Below are 21,275 nucleotides of genomic sequence, written 5' to 3'. Positions count from 1 at the left end.
GCTATAGGTCCGGCGACGAGTCTGGAGGTCGAACAGCCCGGAAAGACCGATGGAGGAGTCATGGCGGAAAGCAAGCGCGTCGCGCTGGTCACCGGAGCGACCAGCGGTATGGGTCTGGAAATCGCCAAAAGTCTTGCGGCCCAGAGCATCGCGGTGTTCATCTGCGCTCGTGATCAGCAAAAGGTGACCGATACGGTCAAAAGCCTGCAGGATGACGGCCACGAGGTCGACGGCACGGTCTGCGATGTGGTCGATGCCGCCCAGATCCGCGAGTACGTCGACGCGGGGGTGCGGCGGTACGGCCCGATCGACATCCTGGTCAACAATGCGGGCCGCAGCGGCGGCGGCGTCACCGCGCAGGTCACCGATGAGCTGTGGTTCGACGTGATCAATACCAACCTCAACAGCGTCTTCTTGATGACCAAGGCGGTGCTGACCGCGGGCGGCATGCTCGAGCGCGGCAGCGGCCGCATCGTGAACATCGCCTCCACCGGCGGCAAACAGGGCGTCGTGCACGGGGCGCCGTATTCGGCCTCCAAACACGGCGTTGTGGGGTTCACCAAGGCGCTCGGACTGGAACTGGCCAAGACCGGGATCACGGTGAACGCGGTATGCCCGGGTTTCGTGGAAACGCCGATGGCCGAGCGGGTTCGGGAGGTGTACTCCGGTCTGTGGGGTGTCGACACCGATGAGGTGCACGCCAGGGTGAGCGCACGGGTGCCGATCGGGCGCTACGTGCAGCCGTTCGAGGTGGCGGCAATGGTCGACTACCTGATCGGCCCCGGCGCGGGTGCGGTCACCGCACAGGCGCTGAATGTCTGTGGCGGACTCGGCAATTACTGAGAGGTAGGGACAATGACCGCAGTTGAAGACAGCACCGCAGTTGCAGAGAACACCGCCACCGGCCACGACGAGTATCTGCGCATCCTCGATGCCATCCAGACCGGCGCGCTGCATTTGCTCGCGGGTTTCCCGCATCAGCCGAGCGCGTTGCGAGTCCAGGTGGGGGAGGTGACGATCGAGGCCGAATGGCAGGTCTCGCCCGCGCCGGTCATCGCGGCCCCGGTGGCCGCCGGAACGGTCGATGTGGCGGGGGGAGCGGTCGAAACCTCTGCCGTGCAAGATAGTCCGACTGTCGGTGCGCTCTTCCGCGCACCGAGTGTCGGGGTGTTCTATCGCAGCCAGGAACCCGGCGCGGAGCCCTTCGTCGAGGTGGGCGACCGGGTCACGGCCGGACAGCAGATCGGCATCGTGGAGGCGATGAAGTTGATGATCCCGGTGACCGCGCAGGCCAGCGGCGTGATCACCGAAATACTCAAGGAAAACAACGAACCGGTCCAATTCGATGAGCCCTTATTCTCGTATTCTCCGGAATGACACGGGATTTCAGGACGGCGGGCAGGTGCGGCGCCAGGTCAGTACCCGGCGCTGCACCCGCCCGCCGACCTGCGCGGCCCCGATCAGCGTCAGGATGTCGCCGTGCAGCGACATCTGGCGCACCTGTTCGGTATCGGCCCAGGCCGGATTGGAGCACACGGTGATCGCATGCACCATTTCCGTGCCGCGGCGGCGCCAAGAGCCGGCATAACCCATGAACGGCGGTGTGCCCGTTGCCCCGTCGGTGCGCATCATGCTCACCGACATATAGCCGTGCGCGCCGTAGATCAGCAGGCCGCGCGGTGCGTCTCCCAATGGCCCGGTGCTGGTCGCATCGTGTTCGTCGATATCGAAGTAGGACATCAGTTCCCAGGTTCCGATGAGATCGGTGGCGTTCATATCGCCCACGATGGCGGCCGCCGCTCTAATCACGCTGTAGCCGACCCGTGCGCGAACCGGTGGCTGATCCGCACCAGCCGCCAGGCGACCTCGAGTTCGTCGATATCCCTTGGCCCGTAGACCATTACCAATGTCTGCGGCAGGAAACGCTGACGTGCCATCGGATGCAGCTCCGCCCAGCCCTGCGCGATCGCCTCGGCGGCGATATCTTTCGGCAGGCATATGTGCAGGCTGCCGTCGCCGTGTCCGTGCAAATGCGCGAATTCGGTGCCTACCAGATACGCCTCGCCGGGCCCCTTGGCCATGGTCGGCCGCAGATGCAGCGCACGGGTGTCGGGCAGCGATACACCGCTGCGACCGAGCAGTACTCCGTTCAGCGTGGTCATTCTCGACCACAGCGTCTCCTGCAGCTCCGGTGGCGCCAGCTGACTGAGCTGCTGATGCGGATTGTGTGCCCGGGTGCGCGGGCGTTCGCCGCTGCGGGGCGGCAGGTCGATGCGCCCGTCCACGGAAATCGTCGTCATGACTGTGCTCCCTTCGGTTTTCGCGTGCGGTGGTGCTCGCTCGCGACCCCTGGTTTCACAGTACTTTCCAAAGTATAGTAGTTACCAAGAGGAAAGTGACCCCCGGGAGAAAATGTGCGTAGCGATCCGATGACGGGCGGTGGCCGCGCGACGGGTGCGCCCGCGAGCGTCGATCCCTGCCCGATCACCCCGGTGATCGACCTCGTCTTCGGCCGCTGGTCCACCCAGGTGCTCTGGGTGCTCACGCACGACGGCCGCCTGCGCTTCACCGAACTCCAGCAGCGCATTCCGGGCCTCACCCCCAAGGTGCTGACTCAGCGTTTGCGTCAGCTGGAACGCGATGGCCTGGTGGCCCGCACCTACCATGCGGAGGTGCCGCCGCGTGTCGAGTACGAGGCGACCCCGCTCGCGGTGACACTGCGGCCGGTGTTCGCGAGCATCGTGGACTGGTCGAGCGAACATCTCAGCGAGGTGCTGGCGGCCCGGGCCGCCTACGACACTGTCGAAGGCTGAGCCGCAGGCCCGATTCGACTGGACAGCACCCGAATTCGTCATCGATACGCCACATTCCGCGGCTGCAGAGGCTGCTACCGCGCACCTGCAGCTGCGCGAGCGGCTACCGCCCGGTGAACTGTGCTCGGCGTCGCTCCATGAACGACAGCATGCCTTCCTTGGCGTCGTCGCTGGTCGATATGCGCCGCAGCTCGTCTCGGATGGCGTCGCCTGCGACCACCTCCCCATCGGTGAGCGCGAGCCGAGCCGACGCCATGGTCGCTCGGATGCCGAGCGGGGCTTGCTCGCTGATCCGATGCGCCAGTTCGATTGCGCGGCTGAGCTGTTGGCCGGTTTCGACGACTTCTTGGACGAGCCCCAACCGCAATGCTTCGTGCGCGTCGAACGGATCTCCGGTGAGCAGCCAACGCATCGCATTGCCCCACCCGGCTTCCCGTGGCAGCCGGTAGGTGGCACCGCCGAGTGGGAAGATCCCGCGCTGCACCTCCAACTGAGCAAACTGGGCGTTGGCGGCCGCGATTCGGACGTCGGCTGCCAAGAGCAGTTCGATACCGATGGTCATGGACCATCCGTGCACGGCCGCTACCACCGGGGTTGTTCGCGCGGGGCCGGTGGTGGACACCGGGTTGAGTTCGTCTTCGGCCCAATCGACATTGTCGTCGACGATCTGCGGCAGCACATCGGCGAGATCGAGTCCGCCGGTGAAGTTGTCGCCGTTGCCGTAGAGGACACCGCAGCGCAGGTCATCGTCGGTGTCGAGCACGTAGTAGGCGTTTCCGAGCGCTCGCAGCAGGTCCATGTTGAACGCATTGCGTTTGGCGGGCCGGTTCAGACCCATCAACAACACGTGGCCCGACTTCTCGACCGTGAGGACCTCGCTGGGCCGCAAATTCTTGATCATGCCTGACTTGCCTTCATAGCGTTCTCCAGTTCACGACTGCAATGGCGACCAATTCGTCATCGCGGTCGACGCTACGCAGCACGAACGTCACTGATGCGACACGGCAGGCAACGTTTGCGACATACCTTGCACGGCAGTTGTCGCTTCCGCGGCGATGCTCAGTCGTGTGTGGCGTCCAATGGTTCCGCTTCGGTGTCGTCGCGGCTTTCGGTGGCGTTGAGCGCCTTTCGCAGCGCGGTGGTGCTCTGATATCCGACCATCGGCGCGATCTTGGCGAGGGTGAGGTTGGTGGTGCGCTGCAGGTGTCGAGCCCGTTCAGCGCGCATCTGTTGGACGAGCGCATTGGGAGTGGTACCCAGTCGCTGACGGATATGGCGTTCGAGTGTGCGGCGGGTCGTGCCGATGGCCGCCGCGCCGTCCGCAACCGAGATCGCTTCGGCCAGGTGTAGCCGCGCCCAGGTTTCGAAGTCGGTGATCAGCCGATCGACAGTCGACAGGTATCCCAGCGCGGATTCGACGCTGCGGGCCGGACGCTGGTCGATGAGCAGTGTCGCGGCGGTGAACTCGGCCAGTTGTGAACTGACCCGGGCAACGAGGTTGATCGCCAGGTCGATATGCGCGAATGCCGCACCCGCGGTGGTGATGTGCCCGTCCTGGACCACCATTCGGGACATATCGAGATCGACCCGCGGATAGCGTCGCTGGAATTCGGTGGTGAGCCACCAGCTGGTCGTGGCCCGGCGCCCGTTGAGGATCCCCGACTCCGCGAGCAGCAGCGTGCCGGTACAGGCGGCCGCGAGCTGACGCCCCTCGTCGGCCCAGTCCCGCAATCGAGCGCGCAAACCGGAGATGTCGGGACGCATCAACGCATCGATCACACCGGGCGGACTGTTCGCGCCGATCGCGGGAACGACCAGCACGTCGAGTTGGTCCATCCGGGCATCGTCGAAGGTGAAGTCGATCGGGACGAGCAGCCCGCCCTGCGTGGGCACCGGCGTCGGAACGGCCGCGACGACCTGTATCGAGATGGCGGGGATATCGCGATCGACGCGTTCACGGGCCGCCTCTGCGGTCCGCAGCACATCGAGCACAGTGGTCAGGCCGGAGTCCCAGCCGCCCATGATTGCGGCAACACCGATCCTCATGTCGCAAATAGTAGCTGATTTGTCGCAATCGTGACTATTTGCGCTCCTAGAGTCACGGTCATGACAACGCTCACCAACACAGCCATCCTGGTCACCTTCACCACCGCTGACGGCAAGGCCGACGCGTTCGCGGAAATCCTCGAACGTGCCCTGCCGCACATCCGAGCCGAGGAAGGCACGGCGGTGTGGCTGGCGGGCCGGTCGGCGACCGAGCCGTCGACGTTCCATCTGGTCGACATCTTTGCCTCACCCGAGGCGCAGCAGGCCCACATGGCCGGTCCGGCCGCGCAGCTGATCCTCGGCGAGGGCTCCGAACTGCTCGCCGGACCTCCGGTCGTGTCGCCGCTGTCGGTGATCGCGGTCAAGAACGAGTCGGCGTGATCGACGCCGGCGCAGTCGCGGCCGCGTCGAACGTGGCCGCCCGAGATGAGGAGCGCGGGATGAAAGCCGTTGTCGGCCGGACCGATAGCCACTATCAACGAGCCAACGAAACCCCCGGAGTGATCCACGGCTGGGAAGACGGTCTGCGGACCGGCGCGGCCGATGGGACCTTCGAGTGGTGGTACTTCGATGGCCACCTCGACGATGGTTCGGTCCTGACCATCGAGTTCCACACCAAACCCCCTTATGTGTCACCGAAGGCACCCCTGACCCCGTTCGTGCTGGTGACATTGACCCGCGCCGACGGCAGTCGGCTCGAGCAGACCTACCTCGGAAAGCCGACGGAGTTCTCCGCCGCGACCGACGCCTGCGATGTGCGTATCGGCCCCAACATATTTCGCATCGTGGACCGGCACTATGAGATCCACGTCGAAATCGACGAGTTCACGGTGGATCTCACGCTCACGCCACAGGTGCCGCCGTGGCGGCCGGAGTCGGGATTCCTGTACTTCGGCGCCGACGAGGAGCATTACATCGCATGGCTCCCGTTCGTGGCGCGCGGCGCGGTCGAGGCCATCCTGACCGTCGACGGTCGTACCGCCGCACTGAGTGGGCTCGGCTACCACGACCACAACTGGGGCAATATCGCCCCGCGCAAGGTGCTCGATCATTGGTATTGGGGCAGAGCGCTGCTCGGCGACTACACCATCGTGTCACTGACCTTCGTTGTCAACGACAACTATGGCGGCACAACGGTTCCCGTGCTGATGATCGCGAGAGGTAGCGAGATCGTGGCGGCCAGAGTGGGCGACGGCGTCGCGGTGGTGACCGGCGACCAGTCGATCCATCCCGACAGCGGTGTGCCGGTCGACCGGCTGGTGCAGTACTCGATCGAGGAGTCCGGCACCACCTACACCGTCACGTTCCGCTACAACGCGGACATCTTCCGGATCGATTTCGGCCAACACGGCGCCTACCACCGGTTCCTGGGCGATGTCGATCTCATCGAAACCCGCGACGGTCACGCCGAGGCGCTCAGCGCGAAAACCGTGTGGGAGCTGTTGTATTTCGGTGCACGCTCCCATCCGCCGGTGGATGTGACCGCGGTCAGCGACGACCGGCCCCGCATCATCGGCCACCAAGCCTGACCGGCTGACCGACCCGCGGTTCGCGATAACACTGCCGTCGACCCCCCGGCGGAAGATCGGCTGCCACATCACCACTGTCGGTGGGCGCGCATGCGCTCACCGACGCGGTGAACCGGGCGCAACGCGTGCCCACACCGAGCACCACCATCGAGATCTCGACACCACGAAGAGGTTCCATATGCGAGCGACCTACATGTACGGCCCGGGCGAGGTCCGCGTCATCGACGTGCCCGACCCGACGATCCACGACGCCGGTGACGCGATCGTCCGCGTCGTGCGTGCCTGCGTGTGCGGCACCGACCTGCATCCCTATCACTCGATGCGGCCGACACCGCTGGGCACCTCCATGGGGCACGAGTTCGTCGGTGTCGTCGAGGACATCGGCAGCGACGTGCGCACCGTGAAAAGGGGCGATCTCGTGATCGCGCCCTTCGTGTACTCCGACGGCACCTGCGACTTCTGCCGCGAAGGCCTGCACACCTCCTGCCGACGCGGTGGCTACTGGAACTCTGAGGGCGTCGGTGGCGGACAGGCCGAGGCGGTGCGCGTCCCGTTCGCAGACGGCACACTCGTTGTGGTTCCGGTGGAGGAGAATTCGCCGCTGATCCCTTCACTGCTGACGCTGTCCGACGTCTACGGCACCGGACACCACGCCGTCTGTCGAGCCCGCGTCGGGACCGACACCACCGTCACCGTCATCGGCGATGGCGCAGTCGGGCTGATGGCCGTGCTGTCCGCCGCCCAGCGTGGCGCCCAACGGATCATCCTCATGGGTCGCCACAAGGACCGCACCGATCTGGGCCTGGAATTCGGTGCCACCGATGTCGTGGCAGCGCGCGGTGCGGAAGGTATTGCTGTGGTCCGCGACCTGACCGGCGGCGATGGAACTCACGTCGTCATCGAAGCGGTCGGCCACCTGCCCGCCTACGAGCAGGCCGTCGGCGTCGTTCGCCCCGGTGGCGTGATCAGCCGTGTCGGTGTTCCGCAATACAAAAGCGCCCCTATCGGTTTCGGCAGTCTGTTCGCCCCCAACATCACTCTCACCGGAGGACCGGCGCCGGTCCGCGCCTACATCGAGACCCTGCTGCCCGGCGTACTGGACGGCAGCGTCGAGCCCGGCAAGGTCTTCGACCGCGAAACCGACCTCGACCACATCGCCGACGGCTATCGCGCCATGGACACCCGCACAGCACTCAAGGTCCTCATCCGTCCCTGACCCAGCGTTTCCGTGCCAAAGCCAGCAGATGTCCGGCCAATTCCTGCGGCATGGTGATCATGCAGTCGTGTCCGGTCGGCAGCACATGCAGCCGCTCCGGTGGCAGGTCGGCGGGCGGCAGGGTGCGCGGCATGGCGGTGCGCATGGCCTTGAAATCCGCGCCGCCCTCGCTGCAGTGCACATGGGTGACCGGAATCGCCTTCAGCGCTTCGGGATTCGTCAGCAACATGCGCTGCTGAAAGGTCGCCAGCGATTGTGCCGTCTGCATCGAGGCCACCCAGCTGAGATCCGGCTCCTCGGTGACGCCGTAGAGTCCGCCGTCGCCCATCGGCTCGGTCTGCGGTGGTACCCGCCAGCCGTCGCCGTGCGCGTCGGCCGCGGCGGTGAAGGCATCGACCATGCCGGGCATGATGTCGGCGACCGCCTCACCGTTGCGTGGGACGAAGGTGTCGATGTAGACGAGTTCGGCAATGCGGTCGGGTACGGCGTCGGCGACGGCGGTCACCACGATGCCCGCATAGCTGTGGCCGACCAGGATGACATCGGTGCGGTCCTCGAAGGTGAGCAGGCCGACCAGATCCTCGACGTGGGTGTCGAGGCCGACCTCGGGAGTCAGCTGGTCGGCGCGGTCGCCGAGGCCGACCAGGGATGGCGCGAATACGCGGTGTCCGGCGTCCTCGAGCAGTGGTGTCACCCGCTGCCAGACCCAGCCGCCGTGGAATGCCCCGTGGACGAGCAGATATGTCGACACGATCAGTTCTCCCTGAATTTCGATAGGGCGGTGACGGTTCCGGCAATGGCGGCCGCCGGTGGCACCGGCTCGGGCCGAATGCCGAGTCCGATCACGCGGGCCACCAGCCGCGGCAGGCGGGGAAAGCGGCGCAGCAGGCGCACGAGCACGGGTTTATCGGTGCCCGGCCGCCCCGCGTTCGGATACAGATCCGATAGCAGCCGCAGTTGCGCGAATTGGACTACGCGCATGGGGAATTCGCGTCTGCGCTGCACGGCGCGCAACTGGGCGAGGCTCGGTCGGGCACCCGTGCTCAGCGTGGGTGCGAGCAGGCGGGCGGCCGCGATGGCATCCTGTACAGCGAGATTGATGCCGACCCCGCCCGCGGGCGACATGGCATGCGCCGCGTCGCCGATCGCGAGCAGACCCGGCCGATACCAGCGGCGCAGCCGATCCACCCGTACGTCAAGGGGCTTCACATCGTCCCAGGTGCGAATTTCCGCCGCCAGCTGGGTGGTCAGGCTGGGATAGATCGCGGCGAGTCCGGCCCGGAATTCGGGGAGTCCGCCCGCCTCGACGGTCGCGAATCCGCCCTTCGGGATCATGTACGCGACCTGGAGGTAGTCGCCGCGGTCGATGCAGACGATGAAGAAGCCCTTGCCGCTGCGCACGGTGGGCAGCCGTTCGCCGTCGGGTTTGCCGACGCGGAACCACAGCACGTCCATCGGGGCGGCACTGGCGGCGACGTCCAGTAGGCCACGCACGATCGAATTGCGCCCGTCCGCCGCGATCACCAGCTGGGCCCGCACCTCGAGGGCACCATCCGGTGTGCTGGCCCGTGCGCCGACCACCGTATCGTCCTCGTGGATCAGCTCGGTGACCTCGGCGTGCTGGATGAGCCGGAAGCCCGGATACCGCCTGCCCGCGTCGGCGAGGAAGTTCAGCACATCCCACTGCGGCATGAACGCCACGAACGGGAAGCCACCCGGCAGCGTGCGGAAGTCGGCGAAGATCACCGGACCGGACGCGGTGGCCATCGGCAGCTGCGGCAGTTCGACGTGTGGTAGCGCAAGGAATTCCGTCGCGAGCCCCAACTCGTCCATGGCCCGCAGTGTGGACGGATGCACGGTGTCGCCGCGGAAGTCCCGCAGGAAGTCCGGATGTTTTTCCAGCACGAGCACTTTGACGCCGGAGCGGGCCATCAGCAGACCGGCCATCAGCCCGGCCGGTCCGCCGCCGACCACGCAGACCTGCACCGATTCGGTTGTCACGCCAGACATGTCGGCACCTGCCCGTGGTTGTAGACGATCATCTCGTCGAAGATCGACAGCACATCGAGGGGTTCGCCGATCGGACCGCCCGCCAATTCCGCATCGGCGCGGTACAGATTGCCGACGATCCGTTCCTCATCGACCAGGTCGGCGAATTCGCCGTGATCGGCCTCGAGCGCGACGGCCAACGGGGTGAGGCCGAGCGAGCGTCCCTCGGCGGCGAGTTGCTGCACCCACCGCAGATACCGCAGTGTCCGGTCGAAGATTTCGGGTCCGGTGACCGGACCGTGTCCGGACACCACGGTCCGCGCACCCAATGCGGCAAGTCTGCTGATCGCGGTGATCGATCCGCTGACCGATCCCATGAGGCAGAACGGCGCGGCACCCGACATCACCAGATCTCCGGCGAAGAGCACCTTCTCCTCGGGCAGCCACGCCACCACATCGTTGGTGGTGTGTGCGGCCGGTCCGAGGTGGATGAGTTCGACGCGGCGTTCGCCGATATGCAGGGTGATCCGGCTGCTGAAGGTGATGCTCGGCAGCGTGACGCGCACGTCGCCCCATTGCACCTGGGGCCACAGTTGGGTCAGCGCGAGTCCGGTTTCGATCATCTCCGGCCGGATCCGGTCGTGGCCGACGACGACCGCGGCGGGGCCGAAGAGGTGATTGCCGAAATTGTGGTCGCCGTGATGGTGGGTGTTGACAATCGTTCTGGCGGGGCCGATATCGAGTCCGTCGACGAATTCGACGAGCGCGCGGGTGCGCCCCTCGGTCGCCAGCGTATCGATCACCACCGCCCCGTCCGGACCGGCCAGTACACCCGCATTGCTGACACACCAGCCGCCTCGGTGGTGGGTGTACGCGTAGACCCGGTCGGCGATTTCGCGTACCACGGGGTCACCGGCCACCTGTGGTGGTTCGGTGGCCGTCATGTCGGTGACTTCACGGTCTCGGCATACCTTACGGCGCACCGCAGGGTATTGCGGCTGTTGGTCGATAGCGCGTCGGTGAGATAGGCGCGTGCGTCGGCGAGATCGGTGGTGGCCCCGAGGATTTCGCGGGCGGCGGTCGGATTGATCGCCACGGTGTGCCGAGCGGTCACCACCGCGCCATCGGGACCGTCGGTGAATTCCCATGCGCCGCTGTGCCCGAAGAGCATGGTCGGTGGCAGCAGCTGTTTGTAGTCGATGCGCTCATTGGACGAGCAGACGCGCACCGATTTGGTGGTGTGCGGGATACCACCCTCGGTCACGGTATCCATCTCCATCAGCTGCACGCCTTGGGCGTCCTCGGTGAGCTCGATCCGCCCGACATGCGGGACGTGTTCGGGCCAGCGCTCGCTGTGGTAGACGAAGTCGTATGCCTCGGCCGCCGAAATATCCAGCGTGACAGTGTCTTCGAAGGTGTGCACGACATCCTCGACCGGATGGCCGAGCTCCGCTATGCGCGCCAGCGCGGCCAGTTCGGTTTCGCTATTGCGATCCACCGCGCCCGCGACCACATTTCGGTCGGCCCCGTCCACCACCGTGAAGCGATGGTCGAGGGTTACCTTCGTGGTGCCGGAGTCGATTTCGCGGATCGACCAGCTACCGCCCATGGACGCGATCGGCGCCTGGCTGCGCTCCTGTTCGAAGACGATGCGCCGCTGCGCCGCATCGAGCACCCGGCGGGAGGTCCAGTTCTTCACCTCGCCATTGACGGTGGCCCACAACCGGAACCGCTCGTCATCGGGTCCGCGGTGCAGATGGCGCACCAGTACGCTCGGCGCGAAGATCACCGGCCACTTGGTCACATCGGCCACCAGGGCGTAGACGATCTCGGGCGGCGCCTGCACCACCCTGCTGTGGCTCATCACCTCGATATTCATGCCGCACCCGGCAACTGACTGTTGACGATATCGACCAGCTCCTGTGGCGTCTTGACATCGATGAGCTGCTCCTCTGGAATCGTCACGCCGAAATCGCGTTGGATCCGGGAGGCCGTCTCGATGAGCGCCAGGGAGTCGTAGCCGAGCTGTTCGAAGTCGACGCCGGCGATATCGCCGGCGAGCTCGGCGATATCCTCGCCGCCCGCACATTCCACGAGGATCCGGCGTAATTCGGTGATGGTCATGGTCATAATCGGCTCCCTAGATATTCGAATCAGTCGGTGACGGCGCGTACGACGACCGCGGAGTTGAAACCCCAACGGCCACGCGCCAGGACGAGGGCGCCGCCGACGGTGGCGGGCCGTGGTGCGCCGAGAACCAGGTCGATCCGGTAGTCCTCGGCGAGGGTGGTGGTGTGGGCGGTTGGCGGGATCACCGAATCGCGGATGGCCAGCAGCGCGGTCACGATGTCGAGCGGGCCCGCGCCCGAGAACAGTCGTCCGGTCAGCGGTTTCGTCGCCGTGACCGGGACTGTGCCGGCCCCGAAGACGGCTTCGATGGCCGCCGCCTCGTCTCGATCGCGGTCGGGCACGCCTGCCGCGTCCGCGAATACGACATCGATGTCCTCCGGCCCGACACCGGCATCGGCGAGTGCGAGCTCGGCCGCTCGGCGCAGACCCGAGGGCCTTCCGGAGTCCGGGGGCGGATCGAATGTCGATGCGTATCCGGCGATTTCGCCGTGCACCTTCGGCACCCCACGGGTTCGGGCCGCCGCCGCATCCTCGACCACCAGCATCGCCCCGCCCTCACCGGGCACATATCCCGACGCCTCGACATCGAAGGGCAGGTAGGCGCGCTCCGGTGCGTCCGAGGTGCTGACCGCACCGCTGGCCAGATGTGCCGCCCAACCCCAGGGATCCAGCGCCGAGTCGACCCCGCCGGTGACCACCAGCGGGGTACCGCGACGCACCGTGCGCCTGGCGTGTCCGACCGCGTCCAATCCGCCCGCCTGTTCGGCGACCAGCGCGCTGCTCGGTCCGCGCATACCGTGCCGGATCGAGATCTGCCCGGTGTTCACCGCGTAGAACCAGGCGAACGATTCGTAGACGCTCACATGTTCGGAACCGCGCGACCACAGCTTATTGAACTCGCGGTGGGTGAATTCGAAACCGCCGGAGGCATTTCCGGTGACCACGCCCATGTCGTAGTCGGTCAGTGTCGCGGTATCGACCTTGGCATCGTCCAGCGCCCACTGCGCGGCGACCAGCGCCATCCGGGTGGAAATGTCGGTCTGCGGCAGCAATCGACTCGGCAGATGTTCGCCCGCGTCGAAATCGACAACCTGCCCGGCCAATCGTGCGCTGCTGCGGCTCGCGTCGAACCGGGTCAGTGGCGCGATACCGCCGCGACCGTCCAGTACCGCATCCCAGAACCGTTCGACGCCGAGGCCGTTCGGCGCGAGCACACCCATTCCGGTTACCAGGATCATGCCGCCACCTCGTGCGGCTTGCGCAATACCATCGCGCTCTGGAAGCCGCCGAATCCGCTGCCGACGGTGAGTACGGTGTCCATCCGGTGATCGCGCGCGGTGAGCGGCACATAGTCCAGATCGCACTCCGGATCGGCCTCGTGCAGGTTGGCCGTCGGCGGCACCACCTGGTATTCCAGGGCCAGCAGTGAGGCGGCGATCTCGACCGAGCCGATCGCACCGAGCGAATGCCCGACCATCGACTTGATCGAGCTCATCGGTGTCGCATAGGCGTGCTGGCCGAGACTGCGCTTGACCGCGGCGGTTTCGTGCCGATCGTTCTGTCGGGTGCCCGAACCGTGTGCGTTGATGTAGTCCACGCCGGTGGGGTCGATGCGCGACTCATCGAGTGCGACGCGGATCGCCTCGGCCATTTCCCGCCCATCGGCCTTGAGACCGGTCATGTGGTATGCGTTGCAGCGTGTTGCGTAGCCGGTGATCTCGGCGTAGATGTGTGCGCCGCGTATGCGCGCGCTCTCGTACTCCTCCAGCACGAACATCGCGGCGCCCTCGGCGAGCACGAAGCCGTTGCGCGAATTGTCGAACGGGCGCGAGGCGTGTTCGGCGTCGTCATTGCGCGAGGTGGTCGCCTTGATCGCATCGAAGCAGGCCACCACGATCGGCGTGATCGGGGTATCCGCGGCCCCGGCCAGCATGACATCGGCCGAACCCTCGCGGATCAATTGCACCGCGTGGCCGACCGAATCCAGTCCGGATGTGCAGCCGTTGGAGACCATCGCGACCGGGCCCTCGGCACCGACACTCCAAGCTACCTCGGCGGGCATCACGCTGGGCACCATGTAGTCGAACATGTGCGGGGACAGATAGGTCTGGTCGACCAGCCAGTTCTTACCGGAGTCCGACAGCACCAGGTACTCCTGTTCGAGGCTGGTCGCGGCGGCCACCGCGCTGCCGAGACTGACGCCGAGCCGGTGCGGGTCGAGCGATCCGATATCGATGCCGCTATCGGCCACCGCTTCCCGTCCGCACACCACGGCGAATTGCACCGCCCGGTCCATGCGGCGAATCTCCCTCGGCGAGAGGCCCTCCCGAATCGGGTCGAAGTCGGCTTCGCCAGCCACCTGGGATCGGTACGGTGTCGGGTCGAAGAATGAAATCCGGCGGGTGGCGGTGCGTCCTTCGGACAGCAGTTTCCAGAACTCGTCCTTACCGGAACCGCCGGGCGCGCGGACACCGAGTCCGGTGACGACAACGCGGCGGCTCATTCCGCACCACCGGATGCGTTGGGGTTCATGGCGTTATCTCCCTTCGATCGTGTACTCGAGCATCGAAGGCGGTCCTCGAACCTGACTCGAGTGCCGGAGTCGAGTTGTTCTCGAGCGGGCCCGCGCAGGCTGTGGGTCATACCTTCCTCGAGCACAGGAGATACGCGTGATGAAGTCAGCACTCGGCTCGGACGGCGCCGCGGACTGGGTGCTCTGCCCGGCCTGTCTGATTCCGCTGTACGGCAAGCGGTTCGCCCGCGACCTCGGCGTCTGCGGTGAATGCGGCAGACACACCCCGATCACCGCCGAGCAGCGCATCGTCCAGCTCGCCGACGAGGGCCGTTACCAACCCCTCGCCATCATCCCCACCGACGACGACCCGCTGACCTTCACCGACACCAAGCCCTATGCGGATCGGCTCGCCGCGGCGCGGGCACGCACCGGCATGCACGATGCGGTGTTGTGTGCGCTCGCGGAGATCGAGGGCAATGCGGTGATCGTCGCGGCAATGGATTTCCGCTTCCTCGGCGGCAGCTTGGGCACCGCGGTCGGGGAAATGATCACCGCTGCCGCGGAAACCGTACTCGCCGAACGGATTCCGCTGCTCATCGTTACCGCTTCCGGTGGGGCGCGGATGCAGGAGGGGCCGCTATCGCTGATGCAGATGGCGAAGACCAGTGCGGCGCTGGAGCAGTTGGACCGCGCCGGAATCCTCACCATCACCCTGATCACCGATCCGACCTACGGCGGTGTCGCGGCCTCGTTCGCGACGCTGTCGGATGTGCTGATCGCCGAGCCGGGCGCACGGCTGGGCTTCGCGGGCCGCCGCGTGATCGAGCAGACCATCCGCCAGGAGTTGCCGCCGAGGTTCCAGACCGCCGAATTCCTGTTGGAGCGTGGCCTTATCGATATGATCGTGCCGCGCGCGGGTCTGCGGCAGGCGCTGGGCTCCCTGCTGCGAGTCGCCGGTCCGGTCGACCCGACCGGCGATGCGGTCACCGAACTCGATGCGGGGACCATCACCGATCCGGCTCGGATGCCCGACAGCGATCCCTGGGCGCAGGTCCGGCGTGCGCGGACGCCGAGCAGGCCGACCGCGCTCGATTACTTCGCCCTCGCCTTCGACGGCTTCCACGAATTGCGGGGGGATCGGATTTCCGGGGACTGCCCCGCCATTGTCGGTGGCACCGCGTGGCTGGGTGAGCAGCCGGTCGTGGTGATCGGGCACCAGAAGGGCCATGAGCCGAAGGAGATGATGGCCCGCAACTTCGGCATGCCGACACCGGCGGGTTACCGAAAGTCGGCGCGGCTCATGCGTTTTGCCGAAAAGCTCGGGCTGCCGGTGATCACCCTGATCGACACTCCCGGGGCCTATCCCGGTGCGACTGCCGAAGAGCAGGGGCAGGCCGTGGTGATCGCGGAGAATATCCGGCTGATGTCGGCGCTGCGGGTGCCCGTGATCAGTGTGGTGATCGGTGAGGGCGGTAGCGGTGGCGCGCTGGCACTCGGCGTCGCCAACCGGGTGCTGATGTTCGCGAACGGCACGTACTCGGTGATCAGCCCGGAAGGTTGTGCGGCCATCGTATGGAATGATCCCACCGCCGCGCCGAAAGCTGCTGCCGCGCTGTCACTTACGGCCGGTGATCTGCTGCGGCTCGGCGTCGTCGACGCGGTCTTGCCCGAACCGGGCGATGATGTCGGCACCGCACCGCTGGCGGCGGCGAATCAGCTGCACCGGGCGCTGACAGCGAGTCTGCGGGAGCTGACCGGGCACAGCGGCGCGGATCTCGCGGCCGAGCGGCGGGCGCGATTCCGCCGATTCGGTGCGCGGCAGCAGGTTCCGGTCCGTTCGGTGGCGTAAGAGAGTGCGGGACACCATGTTCGACAAGATTCTGATCGCCAATCGCGGCGAGATCGCGCTGCGGGTCGCGCGCACCTGCCGGGAGCTGGGTGTGCGCACCGTCGCGGTGCACTCGGTCGCCGATGCCGAGTCGGCAGTGGTGCGCTTCGCCGATGAATCGGTGCAGATCGGGCCGGCGGCGGCCAAGCGGAGCTACCTCAATGCTGCGGCGGTGCTGGCCGCCGCCGAGCTGACCGGAGCCGATGCCATCCATCCCGGATACGGATTCCTCTCGGAGTCACCGGATTTCGCGGATGCCTGCCGTGCGGCGGCGGTCACGTTGATCGGTCCGCCCGCCGATGTGATGGCCCAACTCGGCGATAAGCAGTCGGCGCGCACGCTGATGGCCAAGGCGGGCTTGCCGCTGCTGCCGGGCAGTCTCGATCCGCTCGAACCCGATGCGGCGCACGCGCTCGCCGATTCGATCGGCTATCCGGTGATCATCAAGGCGGCCGCCGGTGGCGGCGGGCGCGGTATGCAGGTGGTGCGTGCGAGTGCGGCGTTTCCGCACGCCTACCAGCAGACCCGGGCGACCGCGCGAATGTTGTTCGGCGACAGTCGAGTCTATCTGGAGAAGTACCTCGAGGGCGCTCGGCATGTCGAGATCCAGGTGCTGTGCGACGGCTACGGCAATGGTGTGCACCTCGGGGAGCGCGACTGCTCGGTACAGCGCAGACATCAGAAGCTCATCGAGGAATCGCCCGCGCCCCGGCTGCCGGACGGGCTCGCGGCGCGGATGGGCAAATCCGCGGTGGACGGGGTGCTGGAAGCGGGCTATGTCGGTGCCGGAACCGTGGAATTTCTGGTGGATCGCCAAGGGAATTACTATTTTATGGAGGTCAACTGCCGAATTCAGGTCGAACATCCGGTCACCGAAATGGTTACCGGTATCGATTTGATCGCCGAGCAGATCCGGATCGCGGCCGGGCAACCGCTCGGCATCGCCCAGCGGGATATTTCCCTGCGCGGCGCGGCAATTGAATGCCGGATCAATGCCGAGGACCCGGCGGCCGAATTCGCACCGGCTCCCGGAATTGTGGCGGAATTCACACCGCCGGGCGGTCCGTTCGTGCGCGTGGATACGCATGTGCACGCCGGTTATTCGATTCCGCCGCACTATGACTCGCTGCTGGCGAAGCTCATCGTCTGGGCGCCGGACCGGGAGCGGGCGCTCGCGCGCATGCGGCGGGCGCTGGCCGAATTCCGGATTTCGGGCGCACGGGTGCAGACGACCCGGGATTTTCTGTGCGAGGTGCTCGATCATCCCGCCATGCGGTCGGCGACGCATTCGACCGCGCTGGTGGACGAGTTGTTGCGGGACGGTTAGGCGGGTTTTGCTCGCGCCGAGCGGAATTCGGCGGAGTACCAACCGATGAGATATCCGGCGTGGCGGCTGTTGAGCATGGCGCTCACCGATACGTCGGAGGCGGCAAGGATGTCCTGATGCAACTTCTGCAGCTTCTGGCACGGGTCGAGGCCGAGTTCGCGCTGCATCGACCTACTGAACTGCTGGTAGGAGGCCAGCGCGCGGGCGCGCTGGCCCGAACGGCACAGTGCGAACATGTAATACGCCTGCAGCCGCTCGTGCAGTGGGTGCTGCACGGTGAGTCGGGCCAGGTCGGGGCAGACTTCGCGATATCGCCCGAGCCGCAGCTCGGCCTCGACGCGCAGCTCGATATTGGTCAGCCGCAGGTGATCCAGGTGCGAGATCTCCGCTGCGAGTGGCATCCCGCCCTCCACATCGACCAGCGCCGGACCGCTCCACAGCGCCTCCGCGGCGGTGAACAGGTCGACCGCTCGGTAGTCGTCGCCGGTCTTGGCGGCACAGCGGGCGGCCTCGGACATGGTTTGATAGTCGCGCAAATCGAACAGGCAGTCCTTGACGTCGAACGAATAGCCCTTGCTGCGGGTGCGCAGAAAACGTTCGGCCACTTCGGCCTGTCCGATGCCGAGTTGTTCGGCCATCTTCTTGCGAATTCCGAGCACATAGGTCTGTACGACGGTGACGGCGCTGCGCGGTGGATCGTCGTTCCACAGCTCTTCGACCAGGGTGGTGACCGGAACGACGGTATCGTGCCGGACGAGAAGTAATGCGAGTAGTTGGCGTTGCTTTTGCGCGGTTGGCGTTGCGTTGTGATTATTGAGCGCAAGCGTCAATGGACCTAACACACGAGCGCACACTGGATACTTCACTTGGAGTTCTCCTACGGGCGTAATCCCCCCGACCGATGTGAGGTTCTCGAAATCCCACCTCGCTGTAGGCAAGGTCAACAGTAGCGAAAATTGCATCTCGAGTCGATGAAACTTGAGTTATATCGGAGTTAATTAGGTTCGAGATGTGCGTCAATTCTCCTACGTCGCAAGGAGATTCGGGCACGCACGAATTCGTAGGATGACCTCTGTGTGACGGGTTGTTCCGCCGGTCGTTTCCGGATGGCACGAGTGGGTGCGATCGTCCCCGGCGTGGCGGTCATCTGAGCTCAGGGCCCTTGCGGGCCGTCTCCGCCGCAAGTATCCCCTGAACTTGCAGTTTATGAAAAATTGCAGTTTGTGCTACTTTGGCGGACATGTCCAAGGCGAATCGCGACGAGCGACCGATCGGGTTGCGGGAGCAGAAGAAGCGCCAGACCCTGCTCGACCTCTGTATGGCCGCGCGGCGGCTGGCGGTCGAGCGGGGGCTCGACGCCACCACCGTCGAGGACATCGCCAGAGCGGTCGGGGTTTCCCCGCGCACGTTCTTCAACTACTACGAAACGAAGATGGACGCGATCGTCGGACCGGTCGACGAGATCGGCACACCGGAGCTGCGTGCAGAGTTCATCGCTGGCGGACCGAGCGGTGTGCTGATGGACGATCTCACCTGGTTGTTCGCCCACGGATTCGAATCCGAAACCGTTGTGCGCGAGGGGATTTCGCTGGTAGCCGCGCTGATCAAGACCGAGCCGCGGGTGCTCGCGGCCTTCGTCGCCTCGGGTGCTCGACTGGAGAGCGTCATCGGCGAACTCCTCTCGGCACGGCTCGGCACCGACCTATCACCCGAATTCATCGGTCTGGCAGCGGGATTCATGACGACTATCACCACGAGGGCGGCCATGTCCTCGGCAAATGATCCGACCGTATCGCTGGCGGCAGCGGTACACCAACACGGTGCGATGGCCGCCCGGCTGTTCGAGCAGCCGGGCGGCAGGAGAAGGAGAGGTAACCGATGAAAAGTGCGGCATCGCGAAGCGATTCCGTAGGGGGCGGTGGCCGGGAGACGGGTGGCCCGGCTGAATCGCCTCCTACCCCAATTGTGTTGACCCAGAAGCGAATCTCGCTCATCTTCGGAGCATTGATCGCGGGGATGTTCCTGGCCAGCCTGGATCAGACGATCGTCGGCACCGCCATGCCGACCATTGTCGGCGACCTCGGCGGCATCTCCCATATGGCCTGGACCGCGACGTCCTATCTGCTCGCGACGACCATCATGATGCCGATCTACGGCAAATTCGGTGACCTGTTCGGCCGTCGCTGGCCGTTCCTGTTCGCCATCACCGTCTTCACGGTCGCCTCCATCGGCGCCGCGGCGTCGACGAGTTTCTGGGAGTTCATCACCTTCCGTGGCCTGCAGGGTGTCGGCGGCGGTGGTCTGATGATCCTGGCCCAGGCCATCATCGCCGATGTGGTGCCCGCCAAGGACCGTGGCAAATATATGGCCCCGATGGGCGCGGTCTTCGGCATCACGTCGGTCGCCGGTCCGCTGCTGGGCGGCTTCTTCGCCGATCATCTCGGCTGGCGTTGGTGCTTCTGGATCAATGTGCCCATCGGTATCGCCGCGCTGTTCATCGCGTTCCGCTACCTGAGCATTCCGAGCCACCGGCCCAAGACCCGGCCCGACTACCTCGGTGTTGTATTGATGTCGGCGGCGACCACGCTGCTGATCCTGATCACTGACTGGGGTGGCAAGCAATACGCCTGGGGCTCAACAGTCATGGTCACGATGATCGCCGCGTTCATCGCCGTGGTCGCGGCCTTCGTACTCGTGGAGGCGCGTGCCGAGGAGCCGATGCTGCCACTGTGGTTGTTCCGCAACCGCACCTTCGTGCTGACCTCCGCGATCGGCTTCCTGGTCGGCCTCGTGATGTTCGCTGCCCTGGCCTTCATTCCCACCTATCTCCAGATGGCAACGGGCGCTTCGGCTTCGGTATCGGGTCTGCTGCTGATCCCGATGATGGTCGGACTGATGATTGCGCTGATGGCCTCGATGACCATGGTCACCAAAACCGGCCGCTACAAGGCGTATCCGCCGCTCGGCGCGGCGCTGATCATCGTGGACATGCTGTGGTTGACCCGCCTGGACGCCGACACCGCGATGTGGGTCGTCTCCGCAATGCTGTTCGTCATGGGCGCCGGCCTCGGCCTGATCATGCAGATCATCGTGCTGGTCGTGCAGAATGCGGTGACCCCCAACCAGATCGGCACCGCGACCAGCGCCAACAACTACTTCCGCGAAATGGGCGGTGCACTGGGCGTAGCCATCTTCGGCTCGATCTTCACCAACCGGTTGACCGAAGGTCTCACCGACGTCTTCATCTCCCACGGCCCCGAAGCCGCTGCGGCGAAACTGGATCCGGGCGGCCTGGTTCCCTCGGTCGTCAAACACCTCCCCGATGTGCTGCACGACGCCATCGTCGGTGCGTACGTGGACGCCTTGGTCCCTGGCTTCTGGTACCTGATCCCGGGCGCGGCGATCGCCTTCGTGCTCGCACTGTTCATCCCACAGATGAAACTCTCCGACGAGGCGGGCATGGTTGCGCGCGGTGAGGCGGTGATGGCGCAGGACGCGGCTGACGAGCCGGAGCCGGAGCTGGTTTCCGAACGCTGAGGCGGTGGCGGCCGAAAGATGAAGCGCTGACCGGGCGATCGATGGCCCGGTCAACGCTTCGATCGGGCGACCTCGGGGAAGCGGGTCCGGAGCTGGTCCAGGCATCGGCGCACTTCGCGCAGTTCCCGAATGAGCAGTCGGGATTCGGTTGTCGCCCTTGGACTGCCGCGTCTGGTCAGTGTCTTCTCGATTGTGGCGGTCAGTGATTCGGCCTCGGCGGTGAGGAGGTCGTAGAACACACGTGCCTGTGCTACATCGGATTCGTCGCGCACCAGCTGCTCGTAT

Annotated in this window: 23 protein-coding genes; 10 read left to right on the top strand and 13 right to left on the bottom strand. The window is 65.8% G+C overall.

The window, feature by feature from the left end; translation table 11 throughout:
* Positions 1–60: 60 nt before the first annotated feature.
* Together ABZ293_RS32410 and ABZ293_RS32405 are read left to right on the top strand one after the other, a co-directional pair.
* Positions 61–843: an SDR family NAD(P)-dependent oxidoreductase gene (locus ABZ293_RS32410; RefSeq protein WP_355186904.1), complete on the top strand. Its 783-nt coding sequence runs from the start codon at positions 61–63 to the stop codon at positions 841–843.
* A gap of 12 nt (positions 844–855) precedes the next feature.
* A complete protein-coding gene (locus tag ABZ293_RS32405; RefSeq protein ID WP_355186902.1) occupies positions 856–1,377 on the top strand; it encodes a biotin/lipoyl-containing protein in 522 nt (173 codons plus the stop codon).
* Positions 1,378–1,386: 9 nt separating this feature from the next.
* Here the strand turns inward: ABZ293_RS32405 and ABZ293_RS32400 are convergent, their stop codons facing one another.
* Complete coding sequence (locus tag ABZ293_RS32400) at positions 1,387–1,776, bottom strand: lipocalin-like domain-containing protein (protein ID WP_354952151.1); 390 nt, start codon at positions 1,774–1,776, stop codon at positions 1,387–1,389.
* Positions 1,777–1,805: 29 nt separating this feature from the next.
* The gene (locus ABZ293_RS32395) at positions 1,806–2,300 is read right to left on the bottom strand and encodes a luciferase family protein (protein WP_355186900.1); all 495 of its coding nucleotides are present in this window, start codon (positions 2,298–2,300) and stop codon (positions 1,806–1,808) included.
* 114 nt (positions 2,301–2,414) lie between these two features.
* Here ABZ293_RS32395 and ABZ293_RS32390 point away from each other — a divergent pair, with 114 nt between their 5' ends.
* Entirely contained in the window at positions 2,415–2,813 is a 399-nt protein-coding gene (locus tag ABZ293_RS32390) for a helix-turn-helix domain-containing protein (RefSeq protein ID WP_355186898.1), read from the top strand.
* 103 nt (positions 2,814–2,916) lie between these two features.
* Here ABZ293_RS32390 and ABZ293_RS32385 read toward each other — a convergent pair whose 3' ends face one another.
* Both ABZ293_RS32385 and ABZ293_RS32380 read right to left on the bottom strand, forming a co-directional pair.
* Entirely contained in the window at positions 2,917–3,714 is a 798-nt protein-coding gene (locus tag ABZ293_RS32385; RefSeq protein ID WP_355186896.1) for a crotonase/enoyl-CoA hydratase family protein, read from the bottom strand.
* 158 nt (positions 3,715–3,872) lie between these two features.
* Positions 3,873–4,859 carry a helix-turn-helix domain-containing protein gene (locus tag ABZ293_RS32380; RefSeq protein WP_355186894.1) on the bottom strand — a complete coding sequence of 329 codons (987 nt, stop codon included), beginning with the start codon at positions 4,857–4,859 and terminating at the stop codon, positions 3,873–3,875.
* Between the two features lie 60 nt (positions 4,860–4,919).
* Here ABZ293_RS32380 and ABZ293_RS32375 point away from each other — a divergent pair, with 60 nt between their 5' ends.
* The 3 genes from ABZ293_RS32375 to ABZ293_RS32365 all read left to right on the top strand — a co-directional run bounded on the left by ABZ293_RS32375 (position 4,920) and on the right by ABZ293_RS32365 (position 7,604).
* A complete protein-coding gene (locus ABZ293_RS32375) occupies positions 4,920–5,240 on the top strand; it encodes an antibiotic biosynthesis monooxygenase (RefSeq protein WP_355186892.1) in 321 nt (106 codons plus the stop codon).
* Positions 5,241–5,299: 59 nt separating this feature from the next.
* Positions 5,300–6,388, top strand: coding sequence for a lipocalin-like domain-containing protein (locus tag ABZ293_RS32370; protein ID WP_355186890.1), 1,089 nt, complete (start codon positions 5,300–5,302; stop codon positions 6,386–6,388).
* Positions 6,389–6,566: 178 nt separating this feature from the next.
* Complete coding sequence (locus tag ABZ293_RS32365; protein WP_355186889.1) at positions 6,567–7,604, top strand: alcohol dehydrogenase catalytic domain-containing protein; 1,038 nt, start codon at positions 6,567–6,569, stop codon at positions 7,602–7,604.
* Here ABZ293_RS32365 and ABZ293_RS32360 read toward each other — a convergent pair.
* The 7 genes from ABZ293_RS32360 to ABZ293_RS32330 are packed head-to-tail and all read right to left on the bottom strand — an operon-like array spanning position 7,591 to position 14,226.
* Positions 7,591–8,355: an alpha/beta fold hydrolase gene (locus ABZ293_RS32360; RefSeq protein WP_355186887.1), complete on the bottom strand. Its 765-nt coding sequence runs from the start codon at positions 8,353–8,355 to the stop codon at positions 7,591–7,593. The two genes, ABZ293_RS32365 and ABZ293_RS32360, sit on opposite strands and share 14 nt — an antisense overlap.
* Before the next feature lie 2 nt (positions 8,356–8,357).
* Positions 8,358–9,614 carry an FAD-dependent oxidoreductase gene (locus ABZ293_RS32355; protein WP_355186885.1) on the bottom strand — a complete coding sequence of 419 codons (1,257 nt, stop codon included), beginning with the start codon at positions 9,612–9,614 and terminating at the stop codon, positions 8,358–8,360.
* A complete protein-coding gene (locus ABZ293_RS32350; RefSeq protein ID WP_355186884.1) occupies positions 9,602–10,537 on the bottom strand; it encodes an MBL fold metallo-hydrolase in 936 nt (311 codons plus the stop codon). The genes ABZ293_RS32355 and ABZ293_RS32350 overlap by 13 nt, the downstream gene beginning before the upstream one ends.
* Entirely contained in the window at positions 10,534–11,457 is a 924-nt protein-coding gene (locus ABZ293_RS32345; protein WP_355186882.1) for an aromatase/cyclase, read from the bottom strand. The genes ABZ293_RS32350 and ABZ293_RS32345 overlap by 4 nt, the downstream gene beginning before the upstream one ends.
* 11 nt (positions 11,458–11,468) lie before the next feature.
* Entirely contained in the window at positions 11,469–11,723 is a 255-nt protein-coding gene (locus ABZ293_RS32340) for an acyl carrier protein (protein ID WP_354952165.1), read from the bottom strand.
* Between the two features lie 23 nt (positions 11,724–11,746).
* Complete coding sequence (locus ABZ293_RS32335; protein ID WP_355186880.1) at positions 11,747–12,961, bottom strand: ketosynthase chain-length factor; 1,215 nt, start codon at positions 12,959–12,961, stop codon at positions 11,747–11,749.
* Positions 12,958–14,226, bottom strand: coding sequence for a beta-ketoacyl-[acyl-carrier-protein] synthase family protein (locus ABZ293_RS32330; protein ID WP_355186878.1), 1,269 nt, complete (start codon positions 14,224–14,226; stop codon positions 12,958–12,960). The genes ABZ293_RS32335 and ABZ293_RS32330 overlap by 4 nt, the downstream gene beginning before the upstream one ends.
* Positions 14,227–14,395: 169 nt before the next feature.
* Between ABZ293_RS32330 and accA the strand changes: the two genes are divergently transcribed.
* Positions 14,396–16,087, top strand: coding sequence for an acetyl-CoA carboxylase carboxyl transferase subunit alpha (gene accA, locus ABZ293_RS32325; RefSeq protein WP_355186964.1), 1,692 nt, complete (start codon positions 14,396–14,398; stop codon positions 16,085–16,087).
* A 4-nt stretch (positions 16,088–16,091) separates the two neighbouring features.
* On the top strand, positions 16,092–17,453 hold the full coding sequence (gene accC / locus ABZ293_RS32320; protein ID WP_355186876.1) for an acetyl-CoA carboxylase biotin carboxylase subunit: 1,362 nt from the start codon (positions 16,092–16,094) through the stop codon (positions 17,451–17,453).
* Here the strand turns inward: accC and ABZ293_RS32315 are convergent.
* Complete coding sequence (locus tag ABZ293_RS32315) at positions 17,450–18,319, bottom strand: AfsR/SARP family transcriptional regulator (protein ID WP_355186874.1); 870 nt, start codon at positions 18,317–18,319, stop codon at positions 17,450–17,452. The genes accC and ABZ293_RS32315 overlap by 4 nt on opposite strands.
* Before the next feature lie 374 nt (positions 18,320–18,693).
* On the opposite strand from ABZ293_RS32315, the gene ABZ293_RS32310 reads away from it, so the two are divergent.
* Together ABZ293_RS32310 and ABZ293_RS32305 are read left to right on the top strand one after the other, a co-directional pair.
* Positions 18,694–19,335 (top strand): helix-turn-helix domain-containing protein, encoded by a 642-nt coding sequence (locus ABZ293_RS32310; protein ID WP_355186872.1) that lies wholly within the window; start codon positions 18,694–18,696, stop codon positions 19,333–19,335.
* A gap of 83 nt (positions 19,336–19,418) precedes the next feature.
* Complete coding sequence (locus ABZ293_RS32305; RefSeq protein ID WP_355186870.1) at positions 19,419–20,990, top strand: MDR family MFS transporter; 1,572 nt, start codon at positions 19,419–19,421, stop codon at positions 20,988–20,990.
* A 50-nt stretch (positions 20,991–21,040) separates the two neighbouring features.
* On the opposite strand, the gene ABZ293_RS32300 is transcribed toward ABZ293_RS32305, so the two are convergent.
* On the bottom strand, positions 21,041–21,262 hold the full coding sequence (locus tag ABZ293_RS32300) for a hypothetical protein (protein ID WP_354952179.1): 222 nt from the start codon (positions 21,260–21,262) through the stop codon (positions 21,041–21,043).
* Between the last annotated feature and the right edge of the window lie 13 nt (positions 21,263–21,275).

This window comes from Nocardia sp. NPDC005998 (genome assembly GCF_040614395.1).
Taxonomy (GTDB): Bacteria; Actinomycetota; Actinomycetes; order Mycobacteriales; family Mycobacteriaceae; genus Nocardia.
The sequence above is the reverse complement of the archived record's forward strand: the minus strand, read 5'-3'. Positions and strand labels throughout refer to the sequence as shown.

Bases quoted from the DNA above. Each gene is read 5' to 3' on its own strand.
- ABZ293_RS32410 (WP_355186904.1), top strand. From the start codon at position 61: ATGGCGGAAAGCAAGCGCGTCGCGCTGGTCACCGGAGCGACCAGCGGT.
- ABZ293_RS32405 (WP_355186902.1), top strand. From the start codon at position 856: ATGACCGCAGTTGAAGACAGCACCGCAGTTGCAGAGAACACCGCCACC.
- ABZ293_RS32400 (WP_354952151.1), bottom strand. From the start codon at position 1,776: ATGAACGCCACCGATCTCATCGGAACCTGGGAACTGATGTCCTACTTC.
- ABZ293_RS32395 (WP_355186900.1), bottom strand. From the start codon at position 2,300: ATGACGACGATTTCCGTGGACGGGCGCATCGACCTGCCGCCCCGCAGC.
- ABZ293_RS32385 (WP_355186896.1), bottom strand. From the start codon at position 3,714: ATGATCAAGAATTTGCGGCCCAGCGAGGTCCTCACGGTCGAGAAGTCG.
- ABZ293_RS32380 (WP_355186894.1), bottom strand. From the start codon at position 4,859: ATGAGGATCGGTGTTGCCGCAATCATGGGCGGCTGGGACTCCGGCCTG.
- ABZ293_RS32375 (WP_355186892.1), top strand. From the start codon at position 4,920: ATGACAACGCTCACCAACACAGCCATCCTGGTCACCTTCACCACCGCT.
- ABZ293_RS32370 (WP_355186890.1), top strand. From the start codon at position 5,300: ATGAAAGCCGTTGTCGGCCGGACCGATAGCCACTATCAACGAGCCAAC.
- ABZ293_RS32365 (WP_355186889.1), top strand. From the start codon at position 6,567: ATGCGAGCGACCTACATGTACGGCCCGGGCGAGGTCCGCGTCATCGAC.
- ABZ293_RS32355 (WP_355186885.1), bottom strand. From the start codon at position 9,614: ATGTCTGGCGTGACAACCGAATCGGTGCAGGTCTGCGTGGTCGGCGGC.
- ABZ293_RS32350 (WP_355186884.1), bottom strand. From the start codon at position 10,537: ATGACGGCCACCGAACCACCACAGGTGGCCGGTGACCCCGTGGTACGC.
- ABZ293_RS32345 (WP_355186882.1), bottom strand. From the start codon at position 11,457: ATGAGCCACAGCAGGGTGGTGCAGGCGCCGCCCGAGATCGTCTACGCC.
- ABZ293_RS32340 (WP_354952165.1), bottom strand. From the start codon at position 11,723: ATGACCATGACCATCACCGAATTACGCCGGATCCTCGTGGAATGTGCG.
- ABZ293_RS32335 (WP_355186880.1), bottom strand. From the start codon at position 12,961: ATGATCCTGGTAACCGGAATGGGTGTGCTCGCGCCGAACGGCCTCGGC.
- ABZ293_RS32330 (WP_355186878.1), bottom strand. From the start codon at position 14,226: ATGAGCCGCCGCGTTGTCGTCACCGGACTCGGTGTCCGCGCGCCCGGC.
- accA (WP_355186964.1), top strand. From the start codon at position 14,396: ATGAAGTCAGCACTCGGCTCGGACGGCGCCGCGGACTGGGTGCTCTGC.
- ABZ293_RS32310 (WP_355186872.1), top strand. From the start codon at position 18,694: ATGTCCAAGGCGAATCGCGACGAGCGACCGATCGGGTTGCGGGAGCAG.